The sequence below is a fragment of the Bacillus sp. SJS genome, assembly GCF_000732485.2.
Classification (GTDB): Bacteria; Bacillota; Bacilli; order Bacillales; family Bacillaceae; genus Metabacillus_B; species Metabacillus_B sediminis.
Genome location: NZ_JAQV02000007.1, coordinates 105991 through 131225 on the forward strand (window position 1 = coordinate 105991; position 25235 = coordinate 131225).

The 25235-nt window shown below is 45.6% G+C and carries 25 protein-coding genes; 5 read left to right on the forward strand and 20 right to left on the reverse strand.

Annotation, left to right across the window (positions count from 1 at the left end; genetic code table 11):
* Positions 1 to 130: 130 nt before the first annotated feature.
* The gene (locus AS29_RS04145) at positions 131 to 988 is read left to right on the forward strand and encodes an AraC family transcriptional regulator (RefSeq protein WP_051860754.1); all 858 of its coding nucleotides are present in this window, start codon (positions 131 to 133) and stop codon (positions 986 to 988) included.
* On the opposite strand, the gene AS29_RS04150 is transcribed toward AS29_RS04145, so the two are convergent.
* The 4 genes from AS29_RS04150 to AS29_RS04165 form a co-directional block, all read right to left on the reverse strand.
* Entirely contained in the window at positions 989 to 2200 is a 1212-nt protein-coding gene (locus tag AS29_RS04150) for an MFS transporter (RefSeq protein WP_035409596.1), read from the reverse strand. It lies immediately after the preceding gene.
* Positions 2201 to 2216: 16 nt separating this feature from the next.
* Positions 2217 to 2444, reverse strand: coding sequence for a hypothetical protein (locus AS29_RS04155; protein ID WP_035409598.1), 228 nt, complete (start codon positions 2442 to 2444; stop codon positions 2217 to 2219).
* An 87-nt stretch (positions 2445 to 2531) separates the two neighbouring features.
* Positions 2532 to 3701 (reverse strand): MFS transporter, encoded by a 1170-nt coding sequence (locus AS29_RS04160; protein WP_035409599.1) that lies wholly within the window; start codon positions 3699 to 3701, stop codon positions 2532 to 2534.
* Between the two features lie 141 nt (positions 3702 to 3842).
* Positions 3843 to 4604, reverse strand: a complete 762-nt coding sequence (locus tag AS29_RS04165) for an SDR family NAD(P)-dependent oxidoreductase (RefSeq protein ID WP_035409601.1) — start codon at positions 4602 to 4604, stop codon at positions 3843 to 3845.
* 96 nt (positions 4605 to 4700) lie between these two features.
* Here AS29_RS04165 and AS29_RS04170 point away from each other — a divergent pair, with 96 nt between their 5' ends.
* Both AS29_RS04170 and mprF read left to right on the forward strand, forming a co-directional pair.
* Positions 4701 to 5054 (forward strand): MerR family transcriptional regulator, encoded by a 354-nt coding sequence (locus tag AS29_RS04170; protein ID WP_035409603.1) that lies wholly within the window; start codon positions 4701 to 4703, stop codon positions 5052 to 5054.
* Between the two features lie 117 nt (positions 5055 to 5171).
* Positions 5172 to 7724, forward strand: coding sequence for a bifunctional lysylphosphatidylglycerol flippase/synthetase MprF (gene mprF, locus AS29_RS04175; protein ID WP_035409622.1), 2553 nt, complete (start codon positions 5172 to 5174; stop codon positions 7722 to 7724).
* 84 nt (positions 7725 to 7808) lie between these two features.
* On the opposite strand, the gene AS29_RS04180 is transcribed toward mprF, so the two are convergent.
* Both AS29_RS04180 and AS29_RS04185 read right to left on the reverse strand, forming a co-directional pair.
* Entirely contained in the window at positions 7809 to 8810 is a 1002-nt protein-coding gene (locus AS29_RS04180) for a phosphotriesterase family protein (RefSeq protein ID WP_035409625.1), read from the reverse strand.
* Positions 8807 to 10483 carry a long-chain-fatty-acid--CoA ligase gene (locus AS29_RS04185; protein ID WP_035409627.1) on the reverse strand — a complete coding sequence of 559 codons (1677 nt, stop codon included), beginning with the start codon at positions 10481 to 10483 and terminating at the stop codon, positions 8807 to 8809. The genes AS29_RS04180 and AS29_RS04185 overlap by 4 nt, the downstream gene beginning before the upstream one ends.
* A 214-nt stretch (positions 10484 to 10697) precedes the next feature.
* On the opposite strand from AS29_RS04185, the gene AS29_RS04190 reads away from it, so the two are divergent.
* Positions 10698 to 11336: an esterase/lipase family protein gene (locus AS29_RS04190; protein ID WP_035409629.1), complete on the forward strand. Its 639-nt coding sequence runs from the start codon at positions 10698 to 10700 to the stop codon at positions 11334 to 11336.
* A 96-nt stretch (positions 11337 to 11432) separates the two neighbouring features.
* Here AS29_RS04190 and AS29_RS04195 read toward each other — a convergent pair whose 3' ends face one another.
* The 14 genes from AS29_RS04195 to AS29_RS04260 form a co-directional block, all read right to left on the reverse strand.
* Positions 11433 to 12416 carry a quinone oxidoreductase family protein gene (locus AS29_RS04195; protein ID WP_035409640.1) on the reverse strand — a complete coding sequence of 328 codons (984 nt, stop codon included), beginning with the start codon at positions 12414 to 12416 and terminating at the stop codon, positions 11433 to 11435.
* 10 nt (positions 12417 to 12426) lie between these two features.
* Positions 12427 to 13200 (reverse strand): enoyl-CoA hydratase/isomerase family protein, encoded by a 774-nt coding sequence (locus AS29_RS04200; RefSeq protein ID WP_035409650.1) that lies wholly within the window; start codon positions 13198 to 13200, stop codon positions 12427 to 12429.
* A gap of 14 nt (positions 13201 to 13214) precedes the next feature.
* Positions 13215 to 13982, reverse strand: a complete 768-nt coding sequence (locus AS29_RS04205; RefSeq protein ID WP_035409658.1) for an SDR family NAD(P)-dependent oxidoreductase — start codon at positions 13980 to 13982, stop codon at positions 13215 to 13217.
* A gap of 15 nt (positions 13983 to 13997) precedes the next feature.
* Entirely contained in the window at positions 13998 to 15773 is a 1776-nt protein-coding gene (locus AS29_RS04210; protein WP_442854516.1) for an acyl-CoA dehydrogenase family protein, read from the reverse strand.
* An 84-nt stretch (positions 15774 to 15857) separates the two neighbouring features.
* Entirely contained in the window at positions 15858 to 16592 is a 735-nt protein-coding gene (locus AS29_RS04215; protein WP_231889902.1) for a 2-phosphosulfolactate phosphatase, read from the reverse strand.
* Entirely contained in the window at positions 16573 to 17637 is a 1065-nt protein-coding gene (locus tag AS29_RS04220) for a phosphotransferase family protein (protein ID WP_035409664.1), read from the reverse strand. The genes AS29_RS04215 and AS29_RS04220 overlap by 20 nt, the downstream gene beginning before the upstream one ends.
* Before the next feature lie 17 nt (positions 17638 to 17654).
* Positions 17655 to 18059: an acyl-CoA thioesterase gene (locus AS29_RS04225; protein ID WP_035409667.1), complete on the reverse strand. Its 405-nt coding sequence runs from the start codon at positions 18057 to 18059 to the stop codon at positions 17655 to 17657.
* 14 nt (positions 18060 to 18073) lie between these two features.
* Positions 18074 to 18853, reverse strand: coding sequence for an enoyl-CoA hydratase (locus AS29_RS04230; RefSeq protein WP_035409671.1), 780 nt, complete (start codon positions 18851 to 18853; stop codon positions 18074 to 18076).
* On the reverse strand, positions 18853 to 19737 hold the full coding sequence (locus AS29_RS04235; RefSeq protein ID WP_035409674.1) for a 3-hydroxyacyl-CoA dehydrogenase family protein: 885 nt from the start codon (positions 19735 to 19737) through the stop codon (positions 18853 to 18855). Before AS29_RS04235 ends, AS29_RS04230 begins: the two co-directional genes overlap by 1 nt.
* A gap of 57 nt (positions 19738 to 19794) precedes the next feature.
* Positions 19795 to 20364, reverse strand: a complete 570-nt coding sequence (locus AS29_RS04240) for a TetR/AcrR family transcriptional regulator (RefSeq protein ID WP_035409676.1) — start codon at positions 20362 to 20364, stop codon at positions 19795 to 19797.
* A gap of 57 nt (positions 20365 to 20421) precedes the next feature.
* A complete protein-coding gene (locus AS29_RS04245; RefSeq protein ID WP_035409679.1) occupies positions 20422 to 22044 on the reverse strand; it encodes a long-chain-fatty-acid--CoA ligase in 1623 nt (540 codons plus the stop codon).
* An 18-nt stretch (positions 22045 to 22062) separates the two neighbouring features.
* On the reverse strand, positions 22063 to 22815 hold the full coding sequence (locus tag AS29_RS04250) for an SDR family NAD(P)-dependent oxidoreductase (protein WP_035409682.1): 753 nt from the start codon (positions 22813 to 22815) through the stop codon (positions 22063 to 22065).
* A 46-nt stretch (positions 22816 to 22861) separates the two neighbouring features.
* Positions 22862 to 23638 (reverse strand): SDR family oxidoreductase, encoded by a 777-nt coding sequence (locus AS29_RS04255; protein ID WP_035409685.1) that lies wholly within the window; start codon positions 23636 to 23638, stop codon positions 22862 to 22864.
* A gap of 10 nt (positions 23639 to 23648) precedes the next feature.
* The gene (locus AS29_RS04260) at positions 23649 to 24875 is read right to left on the reverse strand and encodes an acyl-CoA dehydrogenase (protein ID WP_035409689.1); all 1227 of its coding nucleotides are present in this window, start codon (positions 24873 to 24875) and stop codon (positions 23649 to 23651) included.
* Positions 24876 to 25067: 192 nt separating this feature from the next.
* Between AS29_RS04260 and AS29_RS21235 the strand changes: the two genes are divergently transcribed.
* A complete protein-coding gene (locus tag AS29_RS21235; RefSeq protein WP_156505859.1) occupies positions 25068 to 25235 on the forward strand; it encodes a hypothetical protein in 168 nt (55 codons plus the stop codon).

Genomic DNA, 25235 nt, shown 5'->3' on the forward strand with positions numbered 1-25235 from the left:
TGCGGAAAGAGAGATGTTCTATTTTTTTGTGCCTGAATGTGCGTTTTTTTGATGTTTTTTTAATTGTTGAGACCAGACTTTTGCTATAAGATATGTAAAAGGCCGCTTAATTTGGAAGGACGATTGATTAATGGATGCAGTTAGAGAGTCGCACAGCTTCGATCCAATGTTTCCCTTTGTGTTTTTTTACCATTTAAAAGGAAATCCGGAGCAGGAGCCGCATTTATATCATTTTCACGATTGGTATGAAATTGTGTTCGTCCTTGATGGACAGGGTACCTTTTTTATCGATAAAGAGTTTTATCCAATGAAAAAAAATGACCTTTTCCTCATTCCGGGAAATGTCATTCATCATGCGAATCCTTCTAAGAGAAATCCTTTCCTCTGCACTGTGGTCTTATTCCACCCTGCACTTATTCAATCCATGGAGCTCGGTGATTTCTTTTCCTTTCTGTCACCATTTTCCCAAAAAGAATTCCACTATTTTCTTATAGCTGAACACATGAAAGAGCATGAAGAAATTTTAATCCGCATGCATACTGAGCTGTTAAAAAAAGAAATTGGATACCGTCATGCGCTGCTCGCTCATCTCCAGGGAATTCTTCTGCTGATTGCCAGACAGCAGCCTGCTATTCAGGAAACATCCCGCAAGCTTTCAAAGAGTGAAATATGGATGAAAGAGGTATTATTCTATATTGATCTGCATTTTAGTGATCATGAACTTACCTTGCCTGCCCTCGCAGAGCAGGCTCTAGTCAGTCCCGAACATTTCAGCCGGATTTTCAGGCGGGTAACCGGCCTGACTCTCCCCGCCTATTTGGGAGTGAAACGATTATTCAAAGCTAAAGAGCTGTTATTACAAACGGATTTAGCCGTTTCATTTATTTCTGATGCATGCGGTTATAAAAGCGTATCCTATTTTCACAGCAAATTTAAAGAAAAGCTGGGCTGTACTCCCGGAGAGTTCAGGAAGAAAGAATTCAGGTAACTAAAAGGCTGCCTGATTCCCTTCCTTCAATTGTCTTTTTTCTTTCATTAATCGGTTTAATCTTTCAGAACTGAACAGCATCGCACCAATCGCAGCGACGATAAACAGCGGAAAAATCCCAATTGTTGTATGAGCAGAAACAATTCCCAGCATCGGAGGCAGAAAGGTGTTACCTGTAAAGGCAAAGGCCATTTGATAGCCTACTATTGTCTGAGAGTGCGTTTTGCCGAAATGCACTGGAGTTTCATGCATCATGCACGGGAAAATCGGGGCTAATCCAAGGCCGGTCAAAACAAAGCCTGCGAGTGCAAAGCCAGCCGGCAGCGGCAGAACCAGCAGCATAGCTCCCGCTAATGCGATCCCCTGTCCGGCTAAAATCAGCATCCGATTGCTTACCTTTAAAGTGATAAAGCCCGTTATAAAGCGCCCAACGGTAATTCCGCCGTAATAAATGGAAACCCACTGGGCAGCAGTTGCGGCCGGCAGTCCCTTCATATTCACTAGAAAGCTGCTTCCCCATAAACCTATTGCAGCTTCAGCACCGCAGTAAAACAAAAAAGAAAACAGAGCCAGATGAACTCCCTTGATTTTATAAGCCTTGACAGGTTTTCCGGATGGCTGTTCCACTTCAGCTGTTTCCTCTTTCACAGGCTCACTTCTACCCGCGGCCCGTTTCCATAAAGGAAGAGTAAAAAATAAGACGGCCGCTAAAGCAATCTGAATCAAGGCAATCATGAGATATCCGTTTCTCCATGAGCTATCCGCAGAAATGGACTGTGCCACAATAATCGGGCCCAGAGTTGCTCCTGCGCCCCAGAAGCAATGCAGCCAGCTCATGTGATGCGCTTTATAATGGATTGCCACATAATTGTTCAAGCCTGTATCAATGGCTCCTGCCCCAAGACCAAGGGGAATAGCACAAATCATCAGCCAAATCAGTGAAGGGGCAATAGAAAATCCCAAAAGTCCGCCAGCTGTCATCAGGCAGCTCACAAGAGTGACGGGACCTGTACCAAACCGATCAAGAATTTTGCCGCTTGCCAGACTAGAGACAATGGTTCCTGCAGCGATTGTCATAAAGAGCAGGCCTGCCCGATCCATTGGTTCCCCCAAGTCTCCCTGCATGACAGGCCAGGCCGCACCGAGTACGGAATCAGGCAGCCCTAAGCTGATGAAAGCTAAATAGATGATCATCAAGAAGAATGTTGCCATGTCTGATTGTCCTCCTTCACTTATCCTCTTTGACCGGACCGGTAATCATTAAATCCAGTCCAAGGCTTTGCAGCCCATATAGATAATCCTTCTTCCAATCACTAATAACAAGCTTTGGGATGTGTTCTGCAGGAATATAATGTGCGCTTCTAAGTTCTATTTTCTTAATAGCCGCTTGGTCTACTTCCTCCTGGCTGAAAATAATCGACTGAGGATTGATAATGGCAATAAATGAAGGGCCCATTCTGCTTCCAAAAGTCCTTGTTACCTTTCATACACCTATTCCACGCCATAATAAAAAGCCCCCCTTTACATAAGGGGGCAGCATAGCTCAGGCTGGCGCCCCCGGCTCCTGCTTCACAAACAGCAGCAGGATAACCGCAAGCAGCGATAAAATCCCAAAGAATAGATAGACAGAGAAGACGGAATACGCTTCTAATATAAATCCGCCGAGAAAGGTGCAAAACCAGTTGCCCAGGCCATTTCCTACTGCGGAATAGAGACTGATTGCTGTAGCCCCTGCAGAAACCGGTGCGATATCTTTTACATATTGAAGTGCAGCGGGAATAAACAGCCCTGTTGAAAACCCTTGTGCCACCGTTGTTGCATAGACGAGAGCAAGCGGCGGTTCGAAGAAATATAGGAACCATCTTGCCATTGAAACAATGGCGGCAAGAAGGAGAATCTGTTTCATTCCGAATTTCCCAATCCAGCGGTTTGCATATTTCATAACGGGTGCTTCGCTTCCTGCAGCAAGCATGAATGCCAGTCCGATTCCTGCGAGCCCTCCCCCTAAATCATCTACGAAAATACCAAAATAAAAATTGTTGGCGAGGATTGGCCCGAGAACAAGAAAAGCAACAGCCAAAAAGATAAAATACGATGGTGCTTTGACAAGATCACTCATCCCTTTTTTAAAGCTCACCTTTATCGGCTTGCTTTCTCTCGGAAGCTGCCAGGCAAAAACCATCCCTAAACCCATAACAAGCGTAAACGTATAAAAAATAACGGACAGGCTGGTGGTTTCCGCTAGTTTTCCGACAGCCAGAACCGATACGGCAAATCCAATGGCTCCCCAAAGCCGTATCGAACCATAGTCCATTTTCGTTTTTTGAACATAGTTAATCGAGATGCTGTCCGATAATGGAATAATGGCTGCCTGGAATATGGCGAGCAGCGCTGCGGCGCCAATAATGAGTGAATAGCTTGAAACGGCCGAATAGGCGATTCCCATCAAAGCCGTCACTGCAATTGCTGCGGTGAGGAGGTGAACAGGCTTCTTCGTTACGTCGCTCAGTATTCCCCAGACTGGCTGAATCAGAATCATCACAACCGGACTGATCGAAAGCACCATACCGATCTGGCTCCCTGAAAGACCAATCTCATCCCGTAAATAAACTGAAAGAAGCGGGGAGAGAGACCCAATACCGAAAAACACAAGAAAATAAAATAGATAAAAATTCAATTTCACAGATCGTTTTTTTGCCAGAGAAGCTTCCAAATCATTATCCTTCTTTCTGTAAACACATTTAAAATCAGCTTCTCTAACTATACCATTTATCAGGAAAGTATTGGCTTTCATTTTCCATGAATGCCAAAGCAAAAAAAAGCGCCGGATCCGCGATCCAGCGCTTCTTACTCTTTATCTGCGATTCCGATCTGCGTAAGGATAAACCGGATCCTTCAGTTCGAAGTCATACGTTTCTCCGTTCACAAGTCCGACTGTTTTTTCACTGTCATACAGATCAAGCATGAAGCCGGCCATTTCTTTAGCCGTATGGAATTTCGGAACGGCTCCTTCATATTCAAAGCTGTCAAGATCCATCGAACGCTTGGCAAACTCTGTTTCTGTTGCAGCAGGAGCAAGTACTTTTGCCTGCATAGGAGCACCTTTTGATTTAAGTTCCTGTGCAAGACCCTCAGTAAAAGCACTCACATAAAACTTTGTCGCGCAGTAGGTAACGGCATCGGCTACGATGGTATACCCGCCTCCTGATGAAACGTTAATCAGCTGTGTGCCCTCTTTATCAGAGTAGTCTCTTGCGAAAAGTGAGGATAAAATCGTCAATGCTTCAATATTCAGATGAAGCATCGTTTGGATTTTATTCAGGTTCTGTTCACCAACAGCTGCAAAGTTCCCGAAACCTGCGTTATTGATAAACGTTTCAAGGTCATAATCTTTAAGACCTTCGTAAAATTGGTGTACTTCTTCTGATGAAGATAGATCAGCCGTACGGATCACCACATCCAGATCAGAGTTGAGACTCTGGATTTCTGATTTAAGCTTCTGAAGCTCGTCCTCTCTGCGGGCTGTAATAATTAAGTTTTTGCCGCGGGCGGCAAAGGCAAGAGCCGATTCATATCCGATACCTGAGCTTGCACCTGTAATAACCGTATACTTCATATGATCTCCTCCTATTTTCTGCATTCTATATTGTGATTCTTTTACGATTTCATTATACTGATTAGAGTTAACTCTAAGTCAAATTTGGAGGCAATCATGTATACAATCAGCGAAGCTGCAAAAGCTTTAGGAGTCAGTACCCATACATTAAGATATTATGAAAAAGAAGCAATCATTGAACCGGATCGCAAATCCAATGGAGATCGAATATATTCCGATTTGCATCTTAAATGGCTGCAATTTGTTCTTAAATTAAAAGAAACCAAAATGCCTGTAGCGAAAATTAAAGAATATGCTCAATTATTTAAAGAAGGCCAGCATACAAATCTGGCAAGGCTTGAGCTTTTAGAGCAGCATCGAAAAAGCATCCAGGATCAGCTCACTGTTTTGTCAGCTACCGATATAATGCTTGAAGAAAAGATTGATTCTTACAGAAAGAGCCTCAATTAATTCTACATATGAAATCAAAAAATCTGTTCAGCTATTTGAAGCAGGCGTACGTTAAAATCATTTACATCGCCTATTTAAACGAAGATTTTATAGGGTTGTGCGCAAAGGAGAATTATTATGGGAAAGCATTTCAACTTAGTCAAATTGGCTAAGATATTAATCCCGTTTATCATCATCATTTTTATTTATATAGAGGGAAAGAATGAAATTGCCCAGATTAATCCTTCCCGGCTGTTAATCGAGCTGAAATCCCTTGAACCCGTTCAAATCGTTTCAATGCTGCTAATAGGATTAACCGGAGTCTCAGCATTAATGGTATATGACCTTGTGTTAATCAGAAAATTAAGAATCTCTTTGTCTTGGCATACCTTTTTAAAGATCTCTTGGATTGCCAACACATTTAATAGTGTCATAGGGTTTGGCGGTCTTGCAGGTGCAAGTTTACGAGGTTTATTGCTTCATAAACACGTTAAGGATTCATCTAAGCTGTTCTCCTCCATTATTTGGCTGTTGCCGATTATGTTAACCGGGCTTTCGGTTCTTGCATGGCTCCCTCTTATTTCAGAAGGTTATAGGATACCGATGTATAATAGCCATCCATGGGTAAAATTTGTTTTATGGGGAATGGCCCTATATCTGCCGGTTTACCTGCTTATTTTTCTTATTTTCAAGGATAAAAAAGCTCATTTCGCATTAAATCGATGGACAGCATTGGGAATCGCAGGCTCCCTGTTGGAATGGCTTTCAGCAGCATTTGTACTTTGGTCCATCGCCCTAATAACAGGGACAAATCTCCCCTTCATTTCCATGCTGGCGGTTTTCGTTATTGCTTCAATTGCCGGCGTCATTAGTTTAGTTCCCGGGGGTATTGGTTCATTCGACTTGCTGCTCTTAGTCGGTTTGAATCATGCTGGTGCAGATGACAGCCAAATTTTAATCATTCTGCTTTTTTATCGGGTCTTTTACTCTCTTGTCCCTTTTATTATAGGTCTGTTATTCGCTTTACCGGAAGCTTACTCTCAAACGAGAAATACGGTCGATCCGTTCAAAAATAACAAATGGATGAAACGGTTCTCCTTTATTCCAAATTCGCTTATTCCTAATTTAAGCTTTTGGGCCCTGGCTGTTTTAGTTTTCCTTAGCGGCGTTCTCCTTCTTTTATCTGCCGCAACACCTGGAATTGTTGAGAGGATTACATTTGCAGAAAAGCTTTTATCTGAACCCTTTCTCACTATTTCCGATCTTTTGTCTGTAACAGCTGGAATATCCCTGCTTTTACTATCCCGTTCCATTCAGCTTAAAGTGAGAAGTGCTTATGTGCTAACCTATATTGCTTTATTGGCAGGAGCTCTGTTCACATTTTCAAAAGGACTGGATTATGAAGAATCTATTTTTTTATTCGCCATTCTTGCCCTCTTAAGATTTTCCAAAAATCATTTTTACCGGGAACGTCATCCTTTTTCTTGGAAAGCTTCAATCTATATGATGGCATTGACTACCTGTTCTTTGTTCGGCTATGTATCAATCGGTTTCTTCGATCAGCCGTTTGAACGGCTGTCTCTGCCCGCTTCTGTAAAGGACGTTCTTATAAAGACACCCGGAGAGCTGGTTCTTACAGCTGCAGCAGGTTTTATTCTTGCGATCCTTTTCTACACAATCGGCTTCACCTTTTTAACGAAAAAGGAACATATGGAAAAAGATTCAGACGAACTGCTGGAGTTTTTGGAAAACACCAATGGGAATGTGTTAACTCATTTGGCGTTTATGGGGGATAAAGATTATTTTTGGAATAAAGACCGTGACGTTTTTATGATGTACACCGTTTATTCTGATAAATTAGTGGTGCTCGGAGATCCGATCGGGAATGACAGATCATTCGGCAATGCCATTACTGAGCTTCGGGAATACGCTGATATGAGAGGTTTCACACCCATTTTCTATCAAACAGAGAAAGACTGGCTTTCGCTATACCATGAACATGGCTATCAATTTTTCAAACTTGGCGAAGAGGCGTATGTGAATCTTGAAGAATTTACGCTGACCGGAAAGAAAAAAACAAATATGCGTACCGTGAGAAATAAATTTGAGAGAGAAGGATATGTTTTTACAATTGCCGAACCTCCTTTTTCTGATTCCTTTATTCAGGAACTTGAGAATGTCTCTTCAGACTGGCTGCGAGGGCGAAAAGAGAAAGGATTTTCTTTAGGTTTTTTTGACAGGGATTATATTCAGCGGGCACCGGTAGCTATTTTAAGAGATGAATCCGGGACGTTAATCGGATTCGCAACCATCATCCCTGTATATGACGGAGAGACCATATCCGTTGATTTGATGAGGCATTCACGAGAGGTACCAAGCGGCACAATGGATATGATTTTCGTCTCCATCATGCTTCATATGAAAGAACAGGGCTATAAGTGGTTTAATCTCGGAATGGCTCCCTTATCAAATGTCGGGCAGAATAAGTACGCCTTCTGGAGTGAAAAAGCAGCGGCACGAATTTATAAGCATGGTCAATATTTTTATCAGTTTGAAGGGATTCGGAAATACAAAGAAAAATTCGCAAGCCGCTGGGAACCGAAATATTTGGCCTTCAGCTCAAGGTCCGCTCTTCCTGTTACGATGCTGCAGCTATCGAGACTTATTCAAAAGGATGCGGATAAAAAATAAGAGAATTACACAGCAAATAGCACGAAATAAGCTCAGAGCATCCTGCTCTGAGCTTTTTTAAAAGAAATTTATACCTGAATCCTCCTATACGATATCAGCTCCCTGTTTCTGAAAGAAAAGCTGCTGAGGATTTTTTGTAAATAGGTTCTCCAGCATCTCTTCAGAAAATCCGCGGTCATTCAGCTTGGGCAAAATATTTTCAAATAAATGGACCGGATGCCAGTTTCTCAATTGTACAGCGATCGGTTCCGGGATTTCGGGCGGTCTGCCCAGCCAGATATTTACCGTATCATGCGAGAGCAGAATTTGATTGCCATAACCTTCTTTCAGCAGTACGCTGAGCGTCTCTATTTTTTCTGCATCAGGCCTTGCCCCCACAATCCCCTGCAGGCCAAAACGGTCGAATCCGATATAGACGCCTCGTTCCAGGACCCTTCGATGATAAGCAGGATCCGTATTTCCGCACATATGACCGATGACTATTTTTTCCGGCGAGGCTCCTTCCGATATAAGGAGTTCTGCCTGTTCCGGTCCCATTGTTCCTTCCTGTGTATGGGTTAGGATGACAGCTCCTGTCTCCTTTTGAGCTTTTGCTGCTGCCCGGAAGAACATTTCTTCATAAGGGGTGCTGTGATCCTTGCTTGAAGCCACCTTGATCACTCCTGCTTTCACTCCTGTTTCGCCAATTCCTTCAGTAAGCTCCGTCATGAACATTTCATAAATTTCATCCTCCGCTGTTCCAAGCTGCTGCCGGAATTTGAAATAGGGGGTGGCGCCTTCTCCTTCGTAATAGTAGCCTGTCGCGCATACGATCTGCAGTCCGGTTCTATCTGATACTTCTTTTAAAAATTCCGGATTTCGCCCGCATTCATTCGGAGTAGGATCAACAACGGTTTCTACTCCAAAGCTTCTTAAGGACAACGCAATCGTTTCAGCCGTTTCCAGAGCTTCCTTTGTATTCATTCCGCCCAGCGTCAAGTCTCCGCTGTATCCTGGATAGCCGAATAGAAAGTGCTCATGGATGAGTGTTTTCCCCAGCTCATCTGCAGTTATGGCTCCAGTTACCGTTTCTAACCCCTGATTCATCGCTCGATTCCTCCGCTCACCTTTTGGCGTTCCTCTTCCTGCAGCTGTCTCCACAGCAATTTTCCGCTTGTAGTCATCGGCAGAGATTCCCTAAATTCAATCACTCTTGGATACTTGTAATCTGCCATATTCTGCTTCGCCCAGTCTATGATTTCCTCAGGCGCGGTGCCAAGCCCGTCCTGTGTGAGAACGACAAAGGCTTTTACGGTCTCTCCTCTTCTCTCATCCGGAATTCCTACTACACAGGCCTGCTGAACAGCCGGATGCTTATAAAGCAGCGATTCTACTTCCGCCGGCCATACTTTAAATCCGGATGCATTAATCATCCTCTTTACGCGGTCGACCATAAAATAATAGCCTTCCTCGTCCCTTTTGCCGATATCACCTGTCCTGAAATATCTTTTTCCATCAATTTCCATAAACGCCTGTTCATTTTCCTCCGGTCTGTTATAGTAGCCAAGAAAAACCTGCGGTCCGTTTACAACAATTTCTCCTTCTCCGCCTATCGGCAGCTCTTCGTGAGTGAGGGGATCGATAATTTTCGCATCCACATCAAAGGATGGAATGCCGAGGCATTGAAGCTTTGGACGATCCGGCGGATTAAAGTGAGTTTGGGCGATCGTTTCAGAAAGCCCATAGCCTTCGACAAAATGGAGACCTGTCAGATCAAACAGCTTTTCTCCTACTGCTGCCGGGAGGGCCGCTCCTCCGCCTGCAAGTCCCTGAAGTGACGCCATATCTTCCTTTTTCAGCTTCGGATTCGCCAGGAAATCAATAAGCATTGTACTAATGTTGACCCAGTTGCTTACCTTTTTCTCACGGATGATGCTGCGCGCGTATTCACGTTCCCATCTTGTCATCAGCACCATGGTCGCCCCTGACATGATCGGAATATGCATGCTATGGATCATGCCGGTAACGTGAAAGAGCGGAAGGGTTGCAAGGCTGACGGCATCGGAAGTTGCATTAAGCCAGTGGTATCCACCGAATGTATTTGCCTGAACGGTCCGATTTGTATGCATACAGCCCTTTGGCAATCCGGTAGTCCCGGACGTATAAGGCATAACAGCTAGATCATCCGGTCCTGAAGCGGACGGAAGCGGTATGCACCCTGCACCTAATGCCTCCTTCCATAAAAAATGTCCTTCTTCATTAAACATTCTTCTTTCTGCACGAACCTCTTCCGGCAAATTCAACTCGTGAGTTCCGGCATAATCAGAATAGGCAGCAGCGACGACCTGTGTAATCAAGCCTTCTTTTATTAGCGGTGCAGCCCGGTCATATAATTCCTGTCCCACTATGGCACTTTTTATTTCACAGTCTTTTACGTAGAAACGGAGTTCATCTGCGGTGTTCATTGGATTGATTGGAACGACCACTGCATCCGCTCTAAGAATGGCATAAAATCCAATAATAAATTGAGGTGAGTTCTGCATATAGAGGAGAACGCTCTCCCCTTTCGTCACATTCATTTTTTGCTGCAGAAAACCAGCCAGTTCATCTGCTTCTTTTAATAAATCTCCAAAACTCATTTCATTTCCGTAATAATCGATCGCTGTTTTACTGGGATATCTGGAAGCCGTTACCTCAAGGTTGTGATAAAGAGTGGTTTCCGGCAAAGTCAGTGTTGTGGAGGTTCTTACCGGCCAAAATTTAAAATGATCCTGATTCAATTTATCCACCTCATCCTGTATATTGTAAACGCTTACTTTGTTGAATTTCTAGATACTGAGTCTTTTTCCTTTCGAGAATCGTATTATTTTCTTCGTTATAATTCGACATTCACATGTATACTGATTTATTAGTAAAAATTGCCGCTTGTTTGTCCTCCCAATTTAAAAGAAACTTAAGGTAGTAAAAAAACAGCCAAACCTTTAGGAGGAGATTATGAAGAATCATAGATTGATGATTTCACTCATCACGTCCGCGGCTATCCTTTTCTCAGCTATAACCATCCAGCCATCTGTATCAAAAGCAGACACCGGTGACCGCAATCCTGTTATTTTCATTCACGGTGCAGGCGGAATCGGCACAAGCTTCTACAGCATTGAAAATTACTTAAAATCACAAGGATGGTCCGACAATGAACTCTTTGCGATTGAAATGCGCGATAAGACGGGAAATAACAAGAATAACGCCAAGCAGCTTGCTGCATATGTAGATGAAGTTCTTAAGAAAACCGGTAAAAGCAAGGTTGATATTGTGGGACACAGCATGGGAGGACCAAATGCCCTCACCTACATTTTAAATAGCGGCGGAAGCAAGGTTGATGACGTGGTCACATTCGGTTCGCCAAATAAAATGGTGACATCGAAGGCGCCTGCCGGCAATGACCCTAACCATAAAATTCTTTATACTTCCATTTACAGCACAAACGACATTGTCGTAAATAAATGGCTATCTCCCCTTCAAGGAGCAAAGAATGTTCAAATCAGCGGACCAGGCCATCTTGGAATGCTTGCGAACACTCAAGTTAACGAGCTGATTAAAGAGGGATTAAATGGCGGGGGCAAAAATACGAATTAACGATTAAGGCCTGTCTCAATGAGGCAGGCCCTTTTTACTTCCTGAAAACGAGAGCGAAAAAAGCCAAAGAATTGATTCCTCTGGCTTTTTTAACATTTACGGAACCAAAATTAATTTCCCTTTTGTTTCCCGCCCTTGAAGCATCCGGTGAACTTCCGGCGCTTCCTCAAGCGGGTAGACGCCTCCTATTGTCAGCTGCAGCTTCCCTTCGCTTAAGAAAGCAAGCAATTCATGCAGGCTTTGTGTGTAAAGCTCTTTCTTGCGCATCATTTGCGGAAGAAAGAAGCCGATTACAGACAGGTTTTGCCCCATTAGCGACGAAGGGTACAGCTTTGCCTGTTCTCCGCTCGCTACTCCGTAGATGACGAGACGGCCAAACGGTGCCATACAGGAAAGGGTTTTTCTGAAAATATCCCCTCCGGCCATTTCAAGCGCCACGTCCACCCCTTTACCTTCTGTAAGATTAAGTACTTCTTTTTCCCAGCCTTCCATCGTATAATCGACAGCCTCGTCCGCACCAAGCTTTAATGCTGCCTGCCGCTTTTCTTCTGTACTGGCCGTTGCAATGATTTTCCCTGCTCCAAAAAGCTTGGCAAGCTGAACGGCAATCGAGCCTACTCCTCCCGCTGCCGCATGGATAAGAACCGTTTCTCCCTCTTCAAGCCGTCCCATCGTTTTCAAAACATGATAGGCACTTAAACCTTGCAGCGGCATCGCTACCGCATGATGAAGATCGACGCCGGCGGGAACGGGAATGAGACCGCGCTCGTCTGCTACTGTATATTCCGCATACCCCGTAGCTCGTGAGGTTCCAAGGAGGGTGACAATTTTATCTCCTTTTTTGAACCTCTTTACTTCACTCCCTGTTTCAACGATCGTTCCAGCCACCTCAGCTCCCGGAACAAAAGGAAGCGGCGTATCAATGACATATTGCCCCTCGCGTCTTGCTGTATCCGCATAGTTCACTCCGATTGCTTCTATTTTAATTAATACTTCTTTTTCACCTGGGCTTGGTGTTTCAAGATCGACGACCTTCATCACTTCTGGACCGCCATATTCATTCAGCTGAATGGCTTTCATCTTCTTCTCCTCACTTTCCCTGAAATTCCGGTTTTCTTTTTTCTTTAAATGCCAAGACACCCTCTTGATGGTCAGCTGTTTCAATCATCATCGGCTGTGTCAGCCTCTCCTGCTCAAGAATATCCTCTAATCGGGAATAGGAGGCTTGTTCAATGATCCGCTTCATTTGGCCGAATGCCTGAAGCGGTCCCTGGGAAAGTCGGAAAGCATAGGAGCTCACCTCATCCTTTAGCTGCTCGAGCGGGACCGTCCGGTTGACGATGCCATAGGACTTTGCCGTCACTGCATCGATTGGCTCTGCGTTGAAAAACAGCTCCTTCGCCCTCTGCGGTCCGATCAGACGGGGGAGAAAATAAAGGCCTCCCCCATCGGAAATCAGCCCCACCTGGGCAAAGCTCATCACGAATTTGCTGTCCTCCGCTGCAAAGATAAAATCACAGGCAAGCGCCAGGTTAAACGCAGCGCCTGCTGCAAAACCATGAACCGCAGCAATGACGGGCTTGCCAAGCTTTTTAATAGCAAGAATACACTCGTTCAATTTTCCAAGGTGCTCGTATATTTGCTGTCCGTTAACCTGGCCCATTGTTTTGACATCCCCGCCTGCACTGAATGAGCGGCCAGCCCCCGACAAAATCACGGCTTTTATTTCCTCATTTGCCTCTGCCATACGAAGTGCCTCGGTGATTCCAACAATCATTTCTGCACTGAAAGCATTTAACGATTCCGGACGGTTCATCGTGATCGATAAAACCGGTCCACTTTGTTCAACCAATAAATGAGACATTGAATTTCCTCCTTTTATTTAATGAGCCATCCGCCATCAACAAGTAAATCGGAGCCTGTCATATAGGACGCATGCTCAGATGCAGCGAAAGCAATAACATGGGCGATTTCCTCTGCCTTGCCCACCCGCCGCAATGCCGTATTTTTTTCAATCGCAGCGGCAAATTGAGTGTTTTGCAGTCCTTCTTCGGTTAAAGGCGTCTCCGCAAATCCAGGTGAAACGGAATTGACCCGGATTCCATATGGGGCAAGCTCCAGAGCAAGGGCCTTAGAAAAATTAATGACACCTGCCTTGGCTGCGCTGTAATGAGGAATATGAGAACCTGCTTTATAGCCGGAAAGGGATGCCACATTCACAATCGCACGATCCATCCTTTTCTCCTTGCTGCTCTCAATCATGAGTTTCCCAAGTACCTTGCTCACAAGAAAAACGCTTCTCAGGTTCAGGGACTGGACCTCGTCCCAGTTTTCTAATGACGTTTCAAGAATTTTGGATTGCCCGGACCCTCCGGCATTGTTCACGAGAATATCGAGCGAACCGGCTTCCTTTACATATTGAGCTAACGCTTGAATTTCTTCTTCGTTCGTCACATCTGCCCTGAAAAACACGGCCTTCTCCTGTACTGTCTGTTCATTTATATACGCTGCCGCCTTTGAAAGCTTATCCTCGGTCCGTCCGACAAGGATCACCCTGGCTCCCTCTTTGGCGAGCATACAGGCCGTTTCCATCCCGATTCCGCTGCCGCCGCCTGTTACTACTGCTGTCCGCTGTGAAAAACGCATGAAGTTTCTTCCTCCCTACATAACGATATAAGATTCTTTTTGCAGAAGAGCGTCCGCTATAAAACGGTTTCTTTCTACACGGTTTGCTGAACCGAGTTCAGCAAACGTCACGCTGATCCGGGAAAGAAGAAGTTTCTTCCGGTCATCGGCAACTAATTGATGAACGAGCTGCCTGGCTAATGCTCCGCCTTCATACAAGGCTTCCTCGGCTGCCGTTTGGCATAGGCTCACCATTAGCTTTGCTTTTTCTTCTCCTTTTGCATCCAGCGTCTTTTTAGCGCGGAGCAGAGAGGATTCTGCAGAAAATAAAGCCGCTGCCAGATCGGACAGTTTCAAAAGCGTCTCCTGTTCTTCGGTCATGTTCCCGCCGTATTTTTCAAAAGCCGCTCCAAAGCAGACAAGCAGAGTATTCCTGAGTGCTGAAACGATCATTTCTTCGTTTTCAAGAAGTCTGCCGCTGCCTTTTATATCCTCTTGAAGGGCTTCATACGCCTTCGATACCATGCTTTCAAATTCGACCTCTCCTTTTGCAGCCTTCCTCAAAAAGTGGGTAGGCAGCAAAAGACGATTGATCTCATTCGTTCCTTCAAATATCCGGTTGATCCGTGAATCCCGGTACACCTGCTCGATCGGATATTCCTGAATAAAGCCCGCACCTCCATGCAGCTGCAGAGATTCATCTGCCGCATAATCGAGGGTTTCTGAACCAAACACCTTGCAGATTGCGCATTCGGCAGCGTACTCCATCATCTGTTTTCCAATCAGCCTGTGATCCTCCGCTTCATATAAATCACCAAGCGCATCCTCAAGGAGACCTGCTGTTCGATACTGAATCGACTCCGCCGCATAAATTCTTGAAGCCATGAGGGCGAGTTTTTCCTTCGTTGCCGGGAAGTCTGCGATGCTGCGCTCGAACTGAAAGCGCCCTTTCGTAAATTCAAGTGCGAGCTTAAGTGCATGCTTGGATGCACCCATACAGGCTGAACCTAGATTAAACCTGCCCAGATTTAAAACATTCAGAGCGATCACATGACCTTTTCCCGGTTCCCCAAGCAGATTTTCTTTCGGTACAAGACAATCTTCGAGCAGCACCGTTCTAGTTGACGAGCCTTTGATCCCCATCTTTTTCTCTTCGGGTCCTAAGGTTAAACCCGGGAAGCTTTTTTCAGCGATAAAGGCAGAGAAATGCTGGCCATCAATTTTAGCGTAGATGATAAACGTGTCCGAAAAAGCAGCGTTCGTAATGTACAGCTTCGATCCGTTCAGCACATAGTGCGTTCCGGCATCATTCAGAACAGCAGTCGTTTTCGCAGCCAGTGCATCCGATCCAGAACCGGGCTCAGTCAGGCAGTACGCACCGATGTATTCACCGGATGCAAGCTTCGGGAGATATTTAGCTTTCTGTTCCTTTGTTCCAAAATACGTAATAGGCAGGGTCGCAATACACGTATGATTGGAGTGGGCGACCCCGTAGCCGCTCGTTCTCCCAATCACTTCTCCAACGATTCCTTTCGTGATTTTGTCTAATCCCAGTCCGCCGTATGTCTCTGGAATGCTGTGGGCAAGCAGGCCAAGCTCTCCCGCTTTATGCAAAAGCCCGACAACCCGCTCAAAATTTTGTTCTTCAATTTCTTCACGGTATGGATCCACTTCCCTTTCAACAAAAGCCCGCGCTGTTGAAGCCATCATTTTTTGCTCATCGGTAAAGTCTTCAGGTGTAAAGATGGTGCGGTAATCTGAAGCTTCATACATAAAGCTTCCGCCTTTAATTTTTACAGAGGCTGTCTGCAATTCTTTCACTCTCCTTTTTTAAAAAACCGTATCCTGCATGCTTTACTCCATACTCATCGGAATGAGTCCAGGGTTTCAGGGTATCTACTTAAAACGCTTCAGCGATCTGTTTTTTAAAATGGGCAGGACATCATAAACATCTGTTTGAGCCGCATAGGCAATTTCTTCTGCAAATCCGTATTGGCTGAGCATCTTTCCGACTCTTGAGGCAGACAGTATTTCTGTTTTTTGACTTTTAAGACTTGAATAAAAGAGCTTTGCCGCAAGCGCCGAATCGGTCAAATCCCATGTTGAACTCAATGTAAGAAGTTCAATCAAATAGCCGGCCCCGAGAAAATCCTCCACACAGAACTGGCCGGAGGATCCGGAGCATATGAGAATCAGAGTTTCTTCAGAATGTTCCGACTTCAGTTGCGCTGCCATTGTCTTTGCATTAAGGAAGCTGGCCGCATACACCGCTTTTGCAGATGCTGAATTTCGGATCGCAACGGTCCCATTCGTTGTAGAGAGAATGGCCGTCTTTCCGGAAACATGATTTTTTAACATAGAAGGTCCCGGATCAAGAAAGCCTTCAATCGTTTTCCCCTCATACTCCCCAATCAGAACAAACGAATTTTCCTCAAGTGCAGAGGCTGCTTTTCTTGCCTCTTCTCCGTTTAGCACCGGAATAACTTCCTTTGCACCGTTGGCAAGGATGCTCGTTATGGTCGTTGTCGCAAGCAGCACATCAAAAACGACAGCGATTTTCCCGGCAATCTTTTCCGGCTGAATGTCTTCCTTTTTCAATAAAACATGGATTTTACCCATGAAACGTGCCATGTGCTGTTCTCATTGCCTGATCGATTAAAGTGCGGACAAACGGCGCAAACTTAGCGAAGCGTTTATCCTTTGTCTGGCCCTTTTGATAGCGGTAATAAATCTGCTGGCAGATTACGGCCAGTTTAAAATAAGCGAAAGCCAGATAATAAGGAAATTCTTCTAAATTTCGGCCGCTTTTCTCTGCATAGCGTTCTGCAAACTGCTGTCTTGAATAGAAAGCGGGATGAACGGTAATGGAAGGCTTCCCAAAGCCGAATTTGAGTGAATCCGGGTCATCCTCCTCTACCCAGTAGCTCATGGCTGCTCCAAGATCAGCAAGCGGGTCGCCGATCGTCGCCATTTCCCAATCAAATAAACCCGCCATACCTGTTAAGTCCTCAGTAAAAAGAGCATTGTTCAGCTTGTAATCATAATGAATGACAGATGGAGAACCGGACGCAGGAAGGTTCTTTTCAAGCCACCCTGTCAAGGAGTCGACCGCTTCAATTTCTTCGGTCTTTGCCCGGTGGTATCGTTCAATCCAGCCGCCCACCTGGCGTTCCATAAATCCTTCAGGCTTGCTTAGATGGATTAAGTCTGAATTCTGATAAGGAATGGAGTGGAGCTGAACGAGTTTATCGACCATAAGCTCAGAAAGCATCCGCCCCTTTTCTTCCGTCATTTCCATACCTTCCGGAAGCACGGTATCCACCATGACCCCTCTTCTTCTTTCCATCAGGAAAAACGAACTGCCTGCCACTGAAGAATCTTCTTCATATAAGAAAGGCTTAGGCGCTTCAGGAAACAGCGGATGCAGCGCTTTTAATATACTAAACTCCCTTTTCATATCATGAGCCTTCGGTGCAACAGGACCGAGCGGCGGTCTTCTCAGCACCGCCTCCCAGTCTCCCGCTTTTAATGCATAGGTGAGGTTGGAAGCACCCGCTCCAAATTGCTCAATTTGCAGCGGCTGATCCGGCATTACCGGAAACCGCTCTTTTAAATACCGCTCCAGCGCCTGCAGCTGAAGTTCTTCCCCTTCTCTTACAGGGATTGTATAGGACATCCATGCCGCCTCCCTTTTTAGGCGTGAGCCAAATATTTTTCAAGCACGCTCCGAAGCTCATCCGGTATTTCTTCACTCTTCTGCAATGTAAAATTAAAATAGACAATCACTGCTTTTCCTTTTGCAATCATTTTTCCGCTGTTTGCATCTTCAATGATGTGTTCGAGATGAAAGCTTTTCCCGCCTACCTTTGAAATCGCCGTTTTCACAATCAGCTCCTGATTGAAATAGGCCTGCTCCATAAAATCACAGGAAGCAGAAGCGAGGATAAACGGCCAATTATCCGCCGAAAGAGGCGAGCTTAGTTTTCCGAAAAACTGAACCCTTGCTTCCTCTATGTAGATGAAATAGCTCGTATTATTCACGTGTCCTAAAACATCGGTTTCACAAAATCTGACTCTGATCTTTATCTCATCATGCATGTCGTTATGCCTCCTTAGCGGTGGGTAAATTCCGGCTTCCGTTTTTCAATGAACGCCTGTACGCCTTCTTTAATATCGTCCGTCTGGAAAACCTCCTCAAAAAGCTCGGCCTCCCGTTCCAGGCCAGCCTTTAAGGAAACACCCAATCCTTCATCAACAGAGCGTTTAATCCTTGAGAGGGCAGGCAATGAAAAACGGCTGATTTTCGCAGCGAGCTTCAAGCCATGCTGAAGGCCCTCTCCTTTTGGAGTGACTTCATTCACCAAGCCGATTTCCTTGGCTTTCGCAGAATCAATCGGATCTCCGGTAAACATCATTTCCTTTGCCCGCGCTTCCCCTATTACTCTCGGAAGCCGCTGTGTCCCGCCGCCTCCTGGGAATAGACCGAGTTTAATTTCAGGCAATCCGATTTGAACGTGTTCTTCTGCAATTCGTATATCGCACGTCAGCGCCAGCTCGCAGCCTCCGCCAAACGTCAGCCCATTTAATACAGCAATCACCGGCTTTGGAAAATCATCGAGTTTATTCAGAACAGCATGGGATTCCATGAACTGTGATTTGATTCCTTTTTTCCCTATCAAACTCGGAAACTCCTTAATGTCCGCTCCTGCCATAAACGCACGGTCCCCTGCACCGGTCAGGATGACACAAACGATTTCCTGGTCATTTCTCATTTCATCCAGCAGCTGATCCAGTTCTCTCAGGACAGCCTGGCTCATCACATTGAGCGGCGGATGGTCGATTGTCAGGACCATAACTGATCCTTGTTTATCTCTCTTGATCACACTTTCCATTATTGCTTCACCTCTACCTTCGAGTATTCATACCAGCCCTTGCCCGTTTTTCTTCCAAGATGGCCCTGTTTTACTTTTTCTTCAATGCAGACAAATGGCTTGTCGGCAGGATCTCCCGTTTCCGCATAACGCTGCTGCATGACATAATAACCGACGTCTATACCGGATAAATCCATAAGCTCAAATGGACCGATTGGATGATTGAGCGCTTTCCGGCAAATGGTATCGATGTCTTTATAGTCTGCATAGCCGTTCTCATAAAGGTATACTGCTTCCCTTTGAAGCGCTCCAAGAATCCGGTTGGCGATGAAGCCTGAAATTTCTTTTTTCAGAAGAACCGCTGTCCGGTTAATGGTTTCGCATACGCCCATTGTCAGCTGCGCTGTTTCTTCAGATGTCTGTTTGCTTGTCACCACTTCCACACAGTCCATCACAAGGGCAGGAAAGAAAAAGTGCATATTGATCACTTTATCCGGTCTGTTCGTAGCTCCCGCGATATAAGAGTTCATAATCGTTGAAGAATTCGTGGCTAAAATCGCATGAGGCTTCGCATATTCATCCAGCTGTGCAAACACTTCTTTTTTTACCTCCAGCTTTTCCACCACGGCTTCAATAATAAAATCAGACTTTGAGGCAGCTTCTTTTAAGCTTGCAGTCATGGTGAGGAGGGAGAACGCCTTTTTCGCTTCCTCTTCTGACAGCTTGTTTTTCTGCACGCGCTTGTCTATTAATCTTTGGAGGACGGCATCCGCATTGGATAAAGCGTTTTCATTTACATCCTGCAAAATGGTTCTATATCCTCCAAGTGCACACAGCATGGCAATTTGATGCCCCATTTGTCCTGCGCCAATGACGGCGATCGTTTTGATGTCTTCTCTTTTCATCTTTTATCTCTCCCTTTCACTTACTAACCGGTTGGTATGCTGAAAGGAAAGAAAGCATCAAGTGCTTCCCTTTAATCCCTCAAGCAGTATTTTAATAAAGATGTCTGAGATGCTAGAATCCGTTTCACGGCCGGATGGGTCAAACCAGAAGTAGCTCCAGTTGGCCATTCCCAGTACTCCGAGGGCGACAATATCCACTGGCAGATCATCTCTGAATTCCTGTTTTTCCATCCCGGCCCGCAGAATTTCTTCGATTTGCCTGCGGAACAGATCGCGTTTAGAGGCAATCAGGCTAAGATGGGGTTCGCTCAAGTTACGCATTTCCCTGAAATACACCTTCGCGCTCAATCCCTCTTTTTCTATATCGTGAATAAGCAAATAAACGACCTCATGCAATTTTTCCCGATAACTTTTTTGCGGATCTTCGAGGATGGTCTTTTGCTTTTGAAGAAGACTGTCAATATAGCTTAAATGAATGTCCATCAGCAGCTGTTCTTTGCTTGTGAAATAATAATAGAATGTTCCTTTTGTGACATTCAGCGCGTTGACGATATCCTGAATCGATGTTTCCTTGAACCCTTTTTCAGCAAAAAGCTGAATACTCATTTGTCTGATTTGTTCTTTCATGCTTATGTCCTCTCGATCTAGCCGGTTTTGCTCCGATTATAGCATAGCCGCTTAAGATTAGAGTTTCTTTGCTGATTCTTCTCTTAGTGCGCGTCTTAAAATTTTCCCAACGTTTGTTTTCGGCAGCTCTGCCCGGAACTCTACCTCGCGCGGCACTTTATAGGCAGCCATCTGATTGCGGCAAAATTCAATGATTTCATCAGGCGAAGCATTTTTGCCTTCTTTGCACACCAGAATCGCTTTAACGGTTTCACCCCGGTATGGATCCGGAACACCTATCACTACAGCTTCCTGTACAGCTGGATGTTCATACAGCACCTCTTCCACGTCGCGTGGATAGATATTATAGCCGCTCGCAATAATCAGGTCCTTCTTTCTGTCTACGATATAAAGATAGCCCTCACCGTCTATCCTGGCCAAATCACCGGTAAAAAGCCATCCGTCCCTTAATGCGGCAGCCGTTTCCTCCGGCATGTTCCAATAGCCTTTCATAATTTGCGGTCCGCTGATGACCACTTCTCCAAGCTCTCCATTTGGAAGCTCCTCAAGGCCTGTAGCAACATCGACAATTTTATAAGCGGTTTTCGGAAAACCGATTCCAACACTGCCTAATTTGCGCTCCCCAAAGTTCGGGTTGCAGTGGGTACAAGGCGACGCTTCAGATAAGCCATACCCCTCGAGTACCTTCGCCCCTGTTTTTCGTTCAAACTCTCTCATAAGCTCAACCGGCATGGGTGCACTGCCGCTATTGCAGATCCGAATGCTGCTAAGATCATACTCTTCCGCTTTAGGATGGCTTGTGAGCGCTACATACATGGTCGGTACACCAGGGAACATCGTTGGCTGTTCTTCCTTAATCGTTTCAAGAACTTCCTCAAGGTCAAATCGCGGCAGCAAAACCATGCAGCTTGCCGTTAATACAGATAGATTCATACAGGAAGTCATACCGAAGACATGGAAAAACGGGATAACCGATAAGCTTTTTTCCTCTCCGATTACAATATCATTCTTAAAGAACTCATAGGACTGGTAAACATTTGCGACAAGATTCTGATGGGAAAGCATCGCTCCCTTTGATCTTCCTGTCGTACCTCCGGTATACTGAAGGACGGCAATGTCATGCTCCGGTTCAATCGGAACATGAATGGGAGCTTCTGCTGCTTCTGCAAGAAAGGATTCAAAGCTGAAGGCCGCATTTGCAGGCTTTTCGGTGTATCCTGGTGTAAGGCTTACCGTGACCACTTGTTTTACACTCGTTTCTTCCTTAACTGCTTCTACTTTCGGATAAAGCAGGTCATACACAATGAGCGTTTCCGCACCGGAGTCCGTTAAAATATGGGAAAGCTCTCTTTCCATCAGCATCGGATTCACTTGAGTGACAATCGCGCCTGCAGCCAGGATACCGTAATAAGCGATGACATATTGGGGGCAGTTCGGCAGCATGATGGCCACCCGATCGCCTTTTTGCACACCATTTTTTTGAAGAGCCGCAGCGAATTTCCCGGCCAATCCTGCAAGTTCCTTGTAGCTGAATGTTTTTTTGTAAAACGTGATCGCGGTCTTTTCCCCGTGCACCTCAGCAGTTGAGCGAAGCATTTCATGAATCGGTATGTCAGGTATCAGGCAATCATGGTCAATGCCTGGCGGGTAGCTTGCTAACCATTGATTCGTTGTCTCCATCCTTCATCCCTCCATCTGTCAGTAAGTTAAAGTGCCCCCATCAACAAGGAGCGTACTGGCCGTTACAAATGAGGCATCATCGCTTGCGAGGAAGAGTGCGGCTTTTGCGACTTCATCCGGGCTTCCCGGTCTGCCAAGAGCATTAGCGGAGGAAATAATCGGCCAGTTTTTTTCATCCAGCTTCCAGTCTTTAATAATATCTGTATCAATGACTCCCGGGGCAATCGCATTTACCCGGACCTTTTTCTTCCCGTATTCAAGCGCAGCATTTTTCGTCAGCATAATCACGCCTGCTTTTGAAGCATTGTAAGGCGCAAGGAGCTTCTTCCCTTTTAGCCCAAGGATGCTTGAGGTGTTAATCACACTTCCGCCACCGCTCTCCAGCATTTTCGGAATTCCATATTTCATCCCAAGAAAAACACCCGTCAAATTGATATCAATGACCCGCTGCCATTCCTGAAGGGACATGTCTGCAAGCCTTACACTTTCATTGCCTACACCGGCATTGTTAAATAATATATTGAGAGATCCATAGGTTTCCACCGCTTGCTCCATAAGCTGCTTGATTTCATCCTCTGACGTTACGTCTGTCTTAATAAAAATGGCTTCTCCGCCATCTTCGCGGATTTGAGAGACCGTTTGCAGGCCCCCCTCTTCCATTACGTCCGCTACGGCTACACTTGCCCCTTCTTTTGCAAAAAGGAGAGCCGCCGCCCTGCCAATTCCGCCGGCTCCACCGGTCACGACCGCCGTTTTCCCCGCTAGCTTCATACTGGTCTCCCTGCTCTCTTTTGTATTTCAGTCTCCAAACCTGCTTTTACAAAACGTGCGTGCCTCCATCTACCACCAGTACATCACCTGTCACATAATCAGACGCCTGCGAAGCCAGAAAAACAGCCGCTCCTTTTAAATCCTGACCGGATCCAAATCTGCCAAGCGGAGTACGCTGAAGAAGACCATCCTTCCCCTTTTCTATAATGACCTGTGACATTTTAGTAGGGAAAAAACCTGGTGCAATGGCGTTGACATTGATGTTGTGCTGACCCCACTTGGCTGCGAGATCCTTCGTGAACGTAATAACCGCACCCTTGCTCGTATTGTAGCCGATGGTATCCATATATTTCGGATCCGCACCGCCAAGACCCGCAACGGATGATATATTAATGATTTTTCCGCTTCTCTGCCGGATCATGTAGCGGCCAGCTTCCTGCGACATTAAAAACGTGCCTGTTACGTTTACATTCAATACTTTTTGCCAAGCATCAAGAGGCATATCCTCAGCAGGGGCACCCCAGGTGGCACCGCTATTGTTAACTAAAATATCAATGGCCCCGAACCGTTCATACGCAAGCTGAACAGCCCTTTTTACATCTTCCTGTGACGTAATGTCGCAAGCTAGGGCCATTGCATGACAGCCTGTTTCTTTCTCGAGTCTTAAGGCCGTTTGTTCACATGCCTCTTTTTTCCTTGAGCAAAGGACGATATTCGCCCCCGCCTCGGCAAGCGCCTCCGCAATCTGCTCACCAAGCCCTCGTCCCCCGCCGGTAATCATCGCGGTTTTGCCTCTTAAGTTGAATAGTTCATTTACATGCATTCGCTTCACCTCATACCGTCTGCAGGGAGACGTCGTATTTTTTCAATTCAAGCCGTGCAAGCTGTGCTTTGTGCACTTCATCCGGTCCATCTGCAAGTCTGAGCGTTCTCGCATTCGCCCACTGCGCGGCAAGCGGAACATCCTCACTGACCCCTGCTGCTCCGAATGCCTGGATCGCCCGGTCAATCACTCGTAAAGCCATGTTCGGTGCAACTACTTTAATCATCGCAATTTCAGGCTTCGCTATTTTATTGCCGGCCGTATCCATCATATAGGCTGCTTTAAGCGTCAATAGCCTGGCCTGCTCAATGTCGATGCGCGATTCAGCAATCCAGTCCTGCACAACACCCTGTTTAGAGAGCGGTTTGCCAAACGCTTCTCTTTTTTGTACACGCTTACATAACTCCTCAAGCGAGCGTTCAGCAGCTCCAATTAATCTCATGCAATGATGAATTCTCCCAGGTCCCAGCCTCCCTTGGGCAATGGCGAACCCCTTTCCTTCTCCCCAAATCATATTGGATGCAGGGACACGGACATCCGTAAATGAAATTTCCCCATGGCCATGAGGGGCATGATCATATCCGAAAACCGGCAATGTCCGTTCGATTTTCACTCCAGCTGTATTTAGGGGAACAAGAATCATCGACTGCTGCTCATACTTCGGTGCATCCGGATCGTTTTTCCCCATCACGATCGCAATTTTACAGCGCGGATCCCCCGCACCGGATGACCACCACTTCGTACCGTTAATGACGTAATCCTCCCCGTTTCTTTCTATGCGGCATGAGATATTCGTCGCATCAGAGGAAGCCGCATCGGGCTCTGTCATTGAAAAACAGGATCGGATTTCTCCAGCAAGCAAAGGCTCAAGCCACTGCTTTTTTTGCTCCTCTGTTCCATAGCGGACAAGCACTTCCATATTTCCTGTGTCCGGAGCCCCGCAGTTAAACACCTCGGGGCCGATTAAAGACCGTCCCATAATCTCACATAGAGGAGCATATTCAACGTTCGTCAAGCCTGCTCCATACTCACTGTCTGGAAGAAACAAATTCCACAGACCCTGCTTCTGAGCTTCTTTTTTCATCGTTTCCATAATTTCGGGAACAGCTGACCATCTCGATGATTGGCTGTTTAATTCTTCTTCATACCGTTTTTCATTCGGATACACGTGCTCATCCATAAATTCATTGAGCCGCTTCTGCAGATCCTGAACCTTTTCCGAATACGAAAATTTCATATCGGTTCCTCCTTGGGCCAGCTAACTAACCGGTTGGTATGTAACATAACTCTATCATATACTAAATATTCTAAATCTTTCAACCGATAATCCGGATTTTTAGTCATTACCATAACTGAATAACATACCGGGTCTATTTTTCGGCATCAGCCAATACAGATAAAGAAGAAAATATGGAGAGGCTGATGAGCGATGACGGGACTAAATCAGGATGAACTCGAGAAAAAAATCGATGAGCTGAACAAAAAGATCGAAAGACTGGAGTCAAAATTGCAGCAGTCACACAATATAGGATCGAACATTTGGGTGCTTGTTCCCGTTGCGGCAATCATTATGTGGGGGCTAACAAAAATCTTTTAA

Bases quoted from the DNA above. Each gene is read 5' to 3' on its own strand.
- AS29_RS04255 (WP_035409685.1), bottom strand. From the start codon at position 23,638: ATGCATGTAAATGAACTATTCAACTTAAGAGGCAAAACCGCGATGATT.
- AS29_RS04230 (WP_035409671.1), bottom strand. From the start codon at position 18,853: ATGGAAAGTGTGATCAAGAGAGATAAACAAGGATCAGTTATGGTCCTG.
- AS29_RS04170 (WP_035409603.1), top strand. From the start codon at position 4,701: ATGTATACAATCAGCGAAGCTGCAAAAGCTTTAGGAGTCAGTACCCAT.
- AS29_RS04220 (WP_035409664.1), bottom strand. From the start codon at position 17,637: ATGTCCTATACAATCCCTGTAAGAGAAGGGGAAGAACTTCAGCTGCAG.
- AS29_RS04190 (WP_035409629.1), top strand. From the start codon at position 10,698: ATGAAGAATCATAGATTGATGATTTCACTCATCACGTCCGCGGCTATC.
- AS29_RS04145 (WP_051860754.1), top strand. From the start codon at position 131: ATGGATGCAGTTAGAGAGTCGCACAGCTTCGATCCAATGTTTCCCTTT.
- AS29_RS04245 (WP_035409679.1), bottom strand. From the start codon at position 22,044: ATGGAGACAACGAATCAATGGTTAGCAAGCTACCCGCCAGGCATTGAC.
- AS29_RS04180 (WP_035409625.1), bottom strand. From the start codon at position 8,810: ATGAATCAGGGGTTAGAAACGGTAACTGGAGCCATAACTGCAGATGAG.
- AS29_RS04150 (WP_035409596.1), bottom strand. From the start codon at position 2,200: ATGGCAACATTCTTCTTGATGATCATCTATTTAGCTTTCATCAGCTTA.
- AS29_RS04225 (WP_035409667.1), bottom strand. From the start codon at position 18,059: ATGCATGATGAGATAAAGATCAGAGTCAGATTTTGTGAAACCGATGTT.
- AS29_RS04260 (WP_035409689.1), bottom strand. From the start codon at position 24,875: ATGAAATTTTCGTATTCGGAAAAGGTTCAGGATCTGCAGAAGCGGCTC.
- mprF (WP_035409622.1), top strand. From the start codon at position 5,172: ATGGGAAAGCATTTCAACTTAGTCAAATTGGCTAAGATATTAATCCCG.
- AS29_RS04235 (WP_035409674.1), bottom strand. From the start codon at position 19,737: ATGAAAAGAGAAGACATCAAAACGATCGCCGTCATTGGCGCAGGACAA.
- AS29_RS04165 (WP_035409601.1), bottom strand. From the start codon at position 4,604: ATGAAGTATACGGTTATTACAGGTGCAAGCTCAGGTATCGGATATGAA.
- AS29_RS21235 (WP_156505859.1), top strand. From the start codon at position 25,068: ATGACGGGACTAAATCAGGATGAACTCGAGAAAAAAATCGATGAGCTG.
- AS29_RS04215 (WP_231889902.1), bottom strand. From the start codon at position 16,592: ATGGCACGTTTCATGGGTAAAATCCATGTTTTATTGAAAAAGGAAGAC.
- AS29_RS04240 (WP_035409676.1), bottom strand. From the start codon at position 20,364: ATGAAAGAACAAATCAGACAAATGAGTATTCAGCTTTTTGCTGAAAAA.
- AS29_RS04155 (WP_035409598.1), bottom strand. From the start codon at position 2,444: ATGGGCCCTTCATTTATTGCCATTATCAATCCTCAGTCGATTATTTTC.
- AS29_RS04195 (WP_035409640.1), bottom strand. From the start codon at position 12,416: ATGAAAGCCATTCAGCTGAATGAATATGGCGGTCCAGAAGTGATGAAG.
- AS29_RS04200 (WP_035409650.1), bottom strand. From the start codon at position 13,200: ATGTCTCATTTATTGGTTGAACAAAGTGGACCGGTTTTATCGATCACG.
- AS29_RS04205 (WP_035409658.1), bottom strand. From the start codon at position 13,982: ATGCGTTTTTCACAGCGGACAGCAGTAGTAACAGGCGGCGGCAGCGGA.
- AS29_RS04250 (WP_035409682.1), bottom strand. From the start codon at position 22,815: ATGAAGCTAGCGGGGAAAACGGCGGTCGTGACCGGTGGAGCCGGCGGA.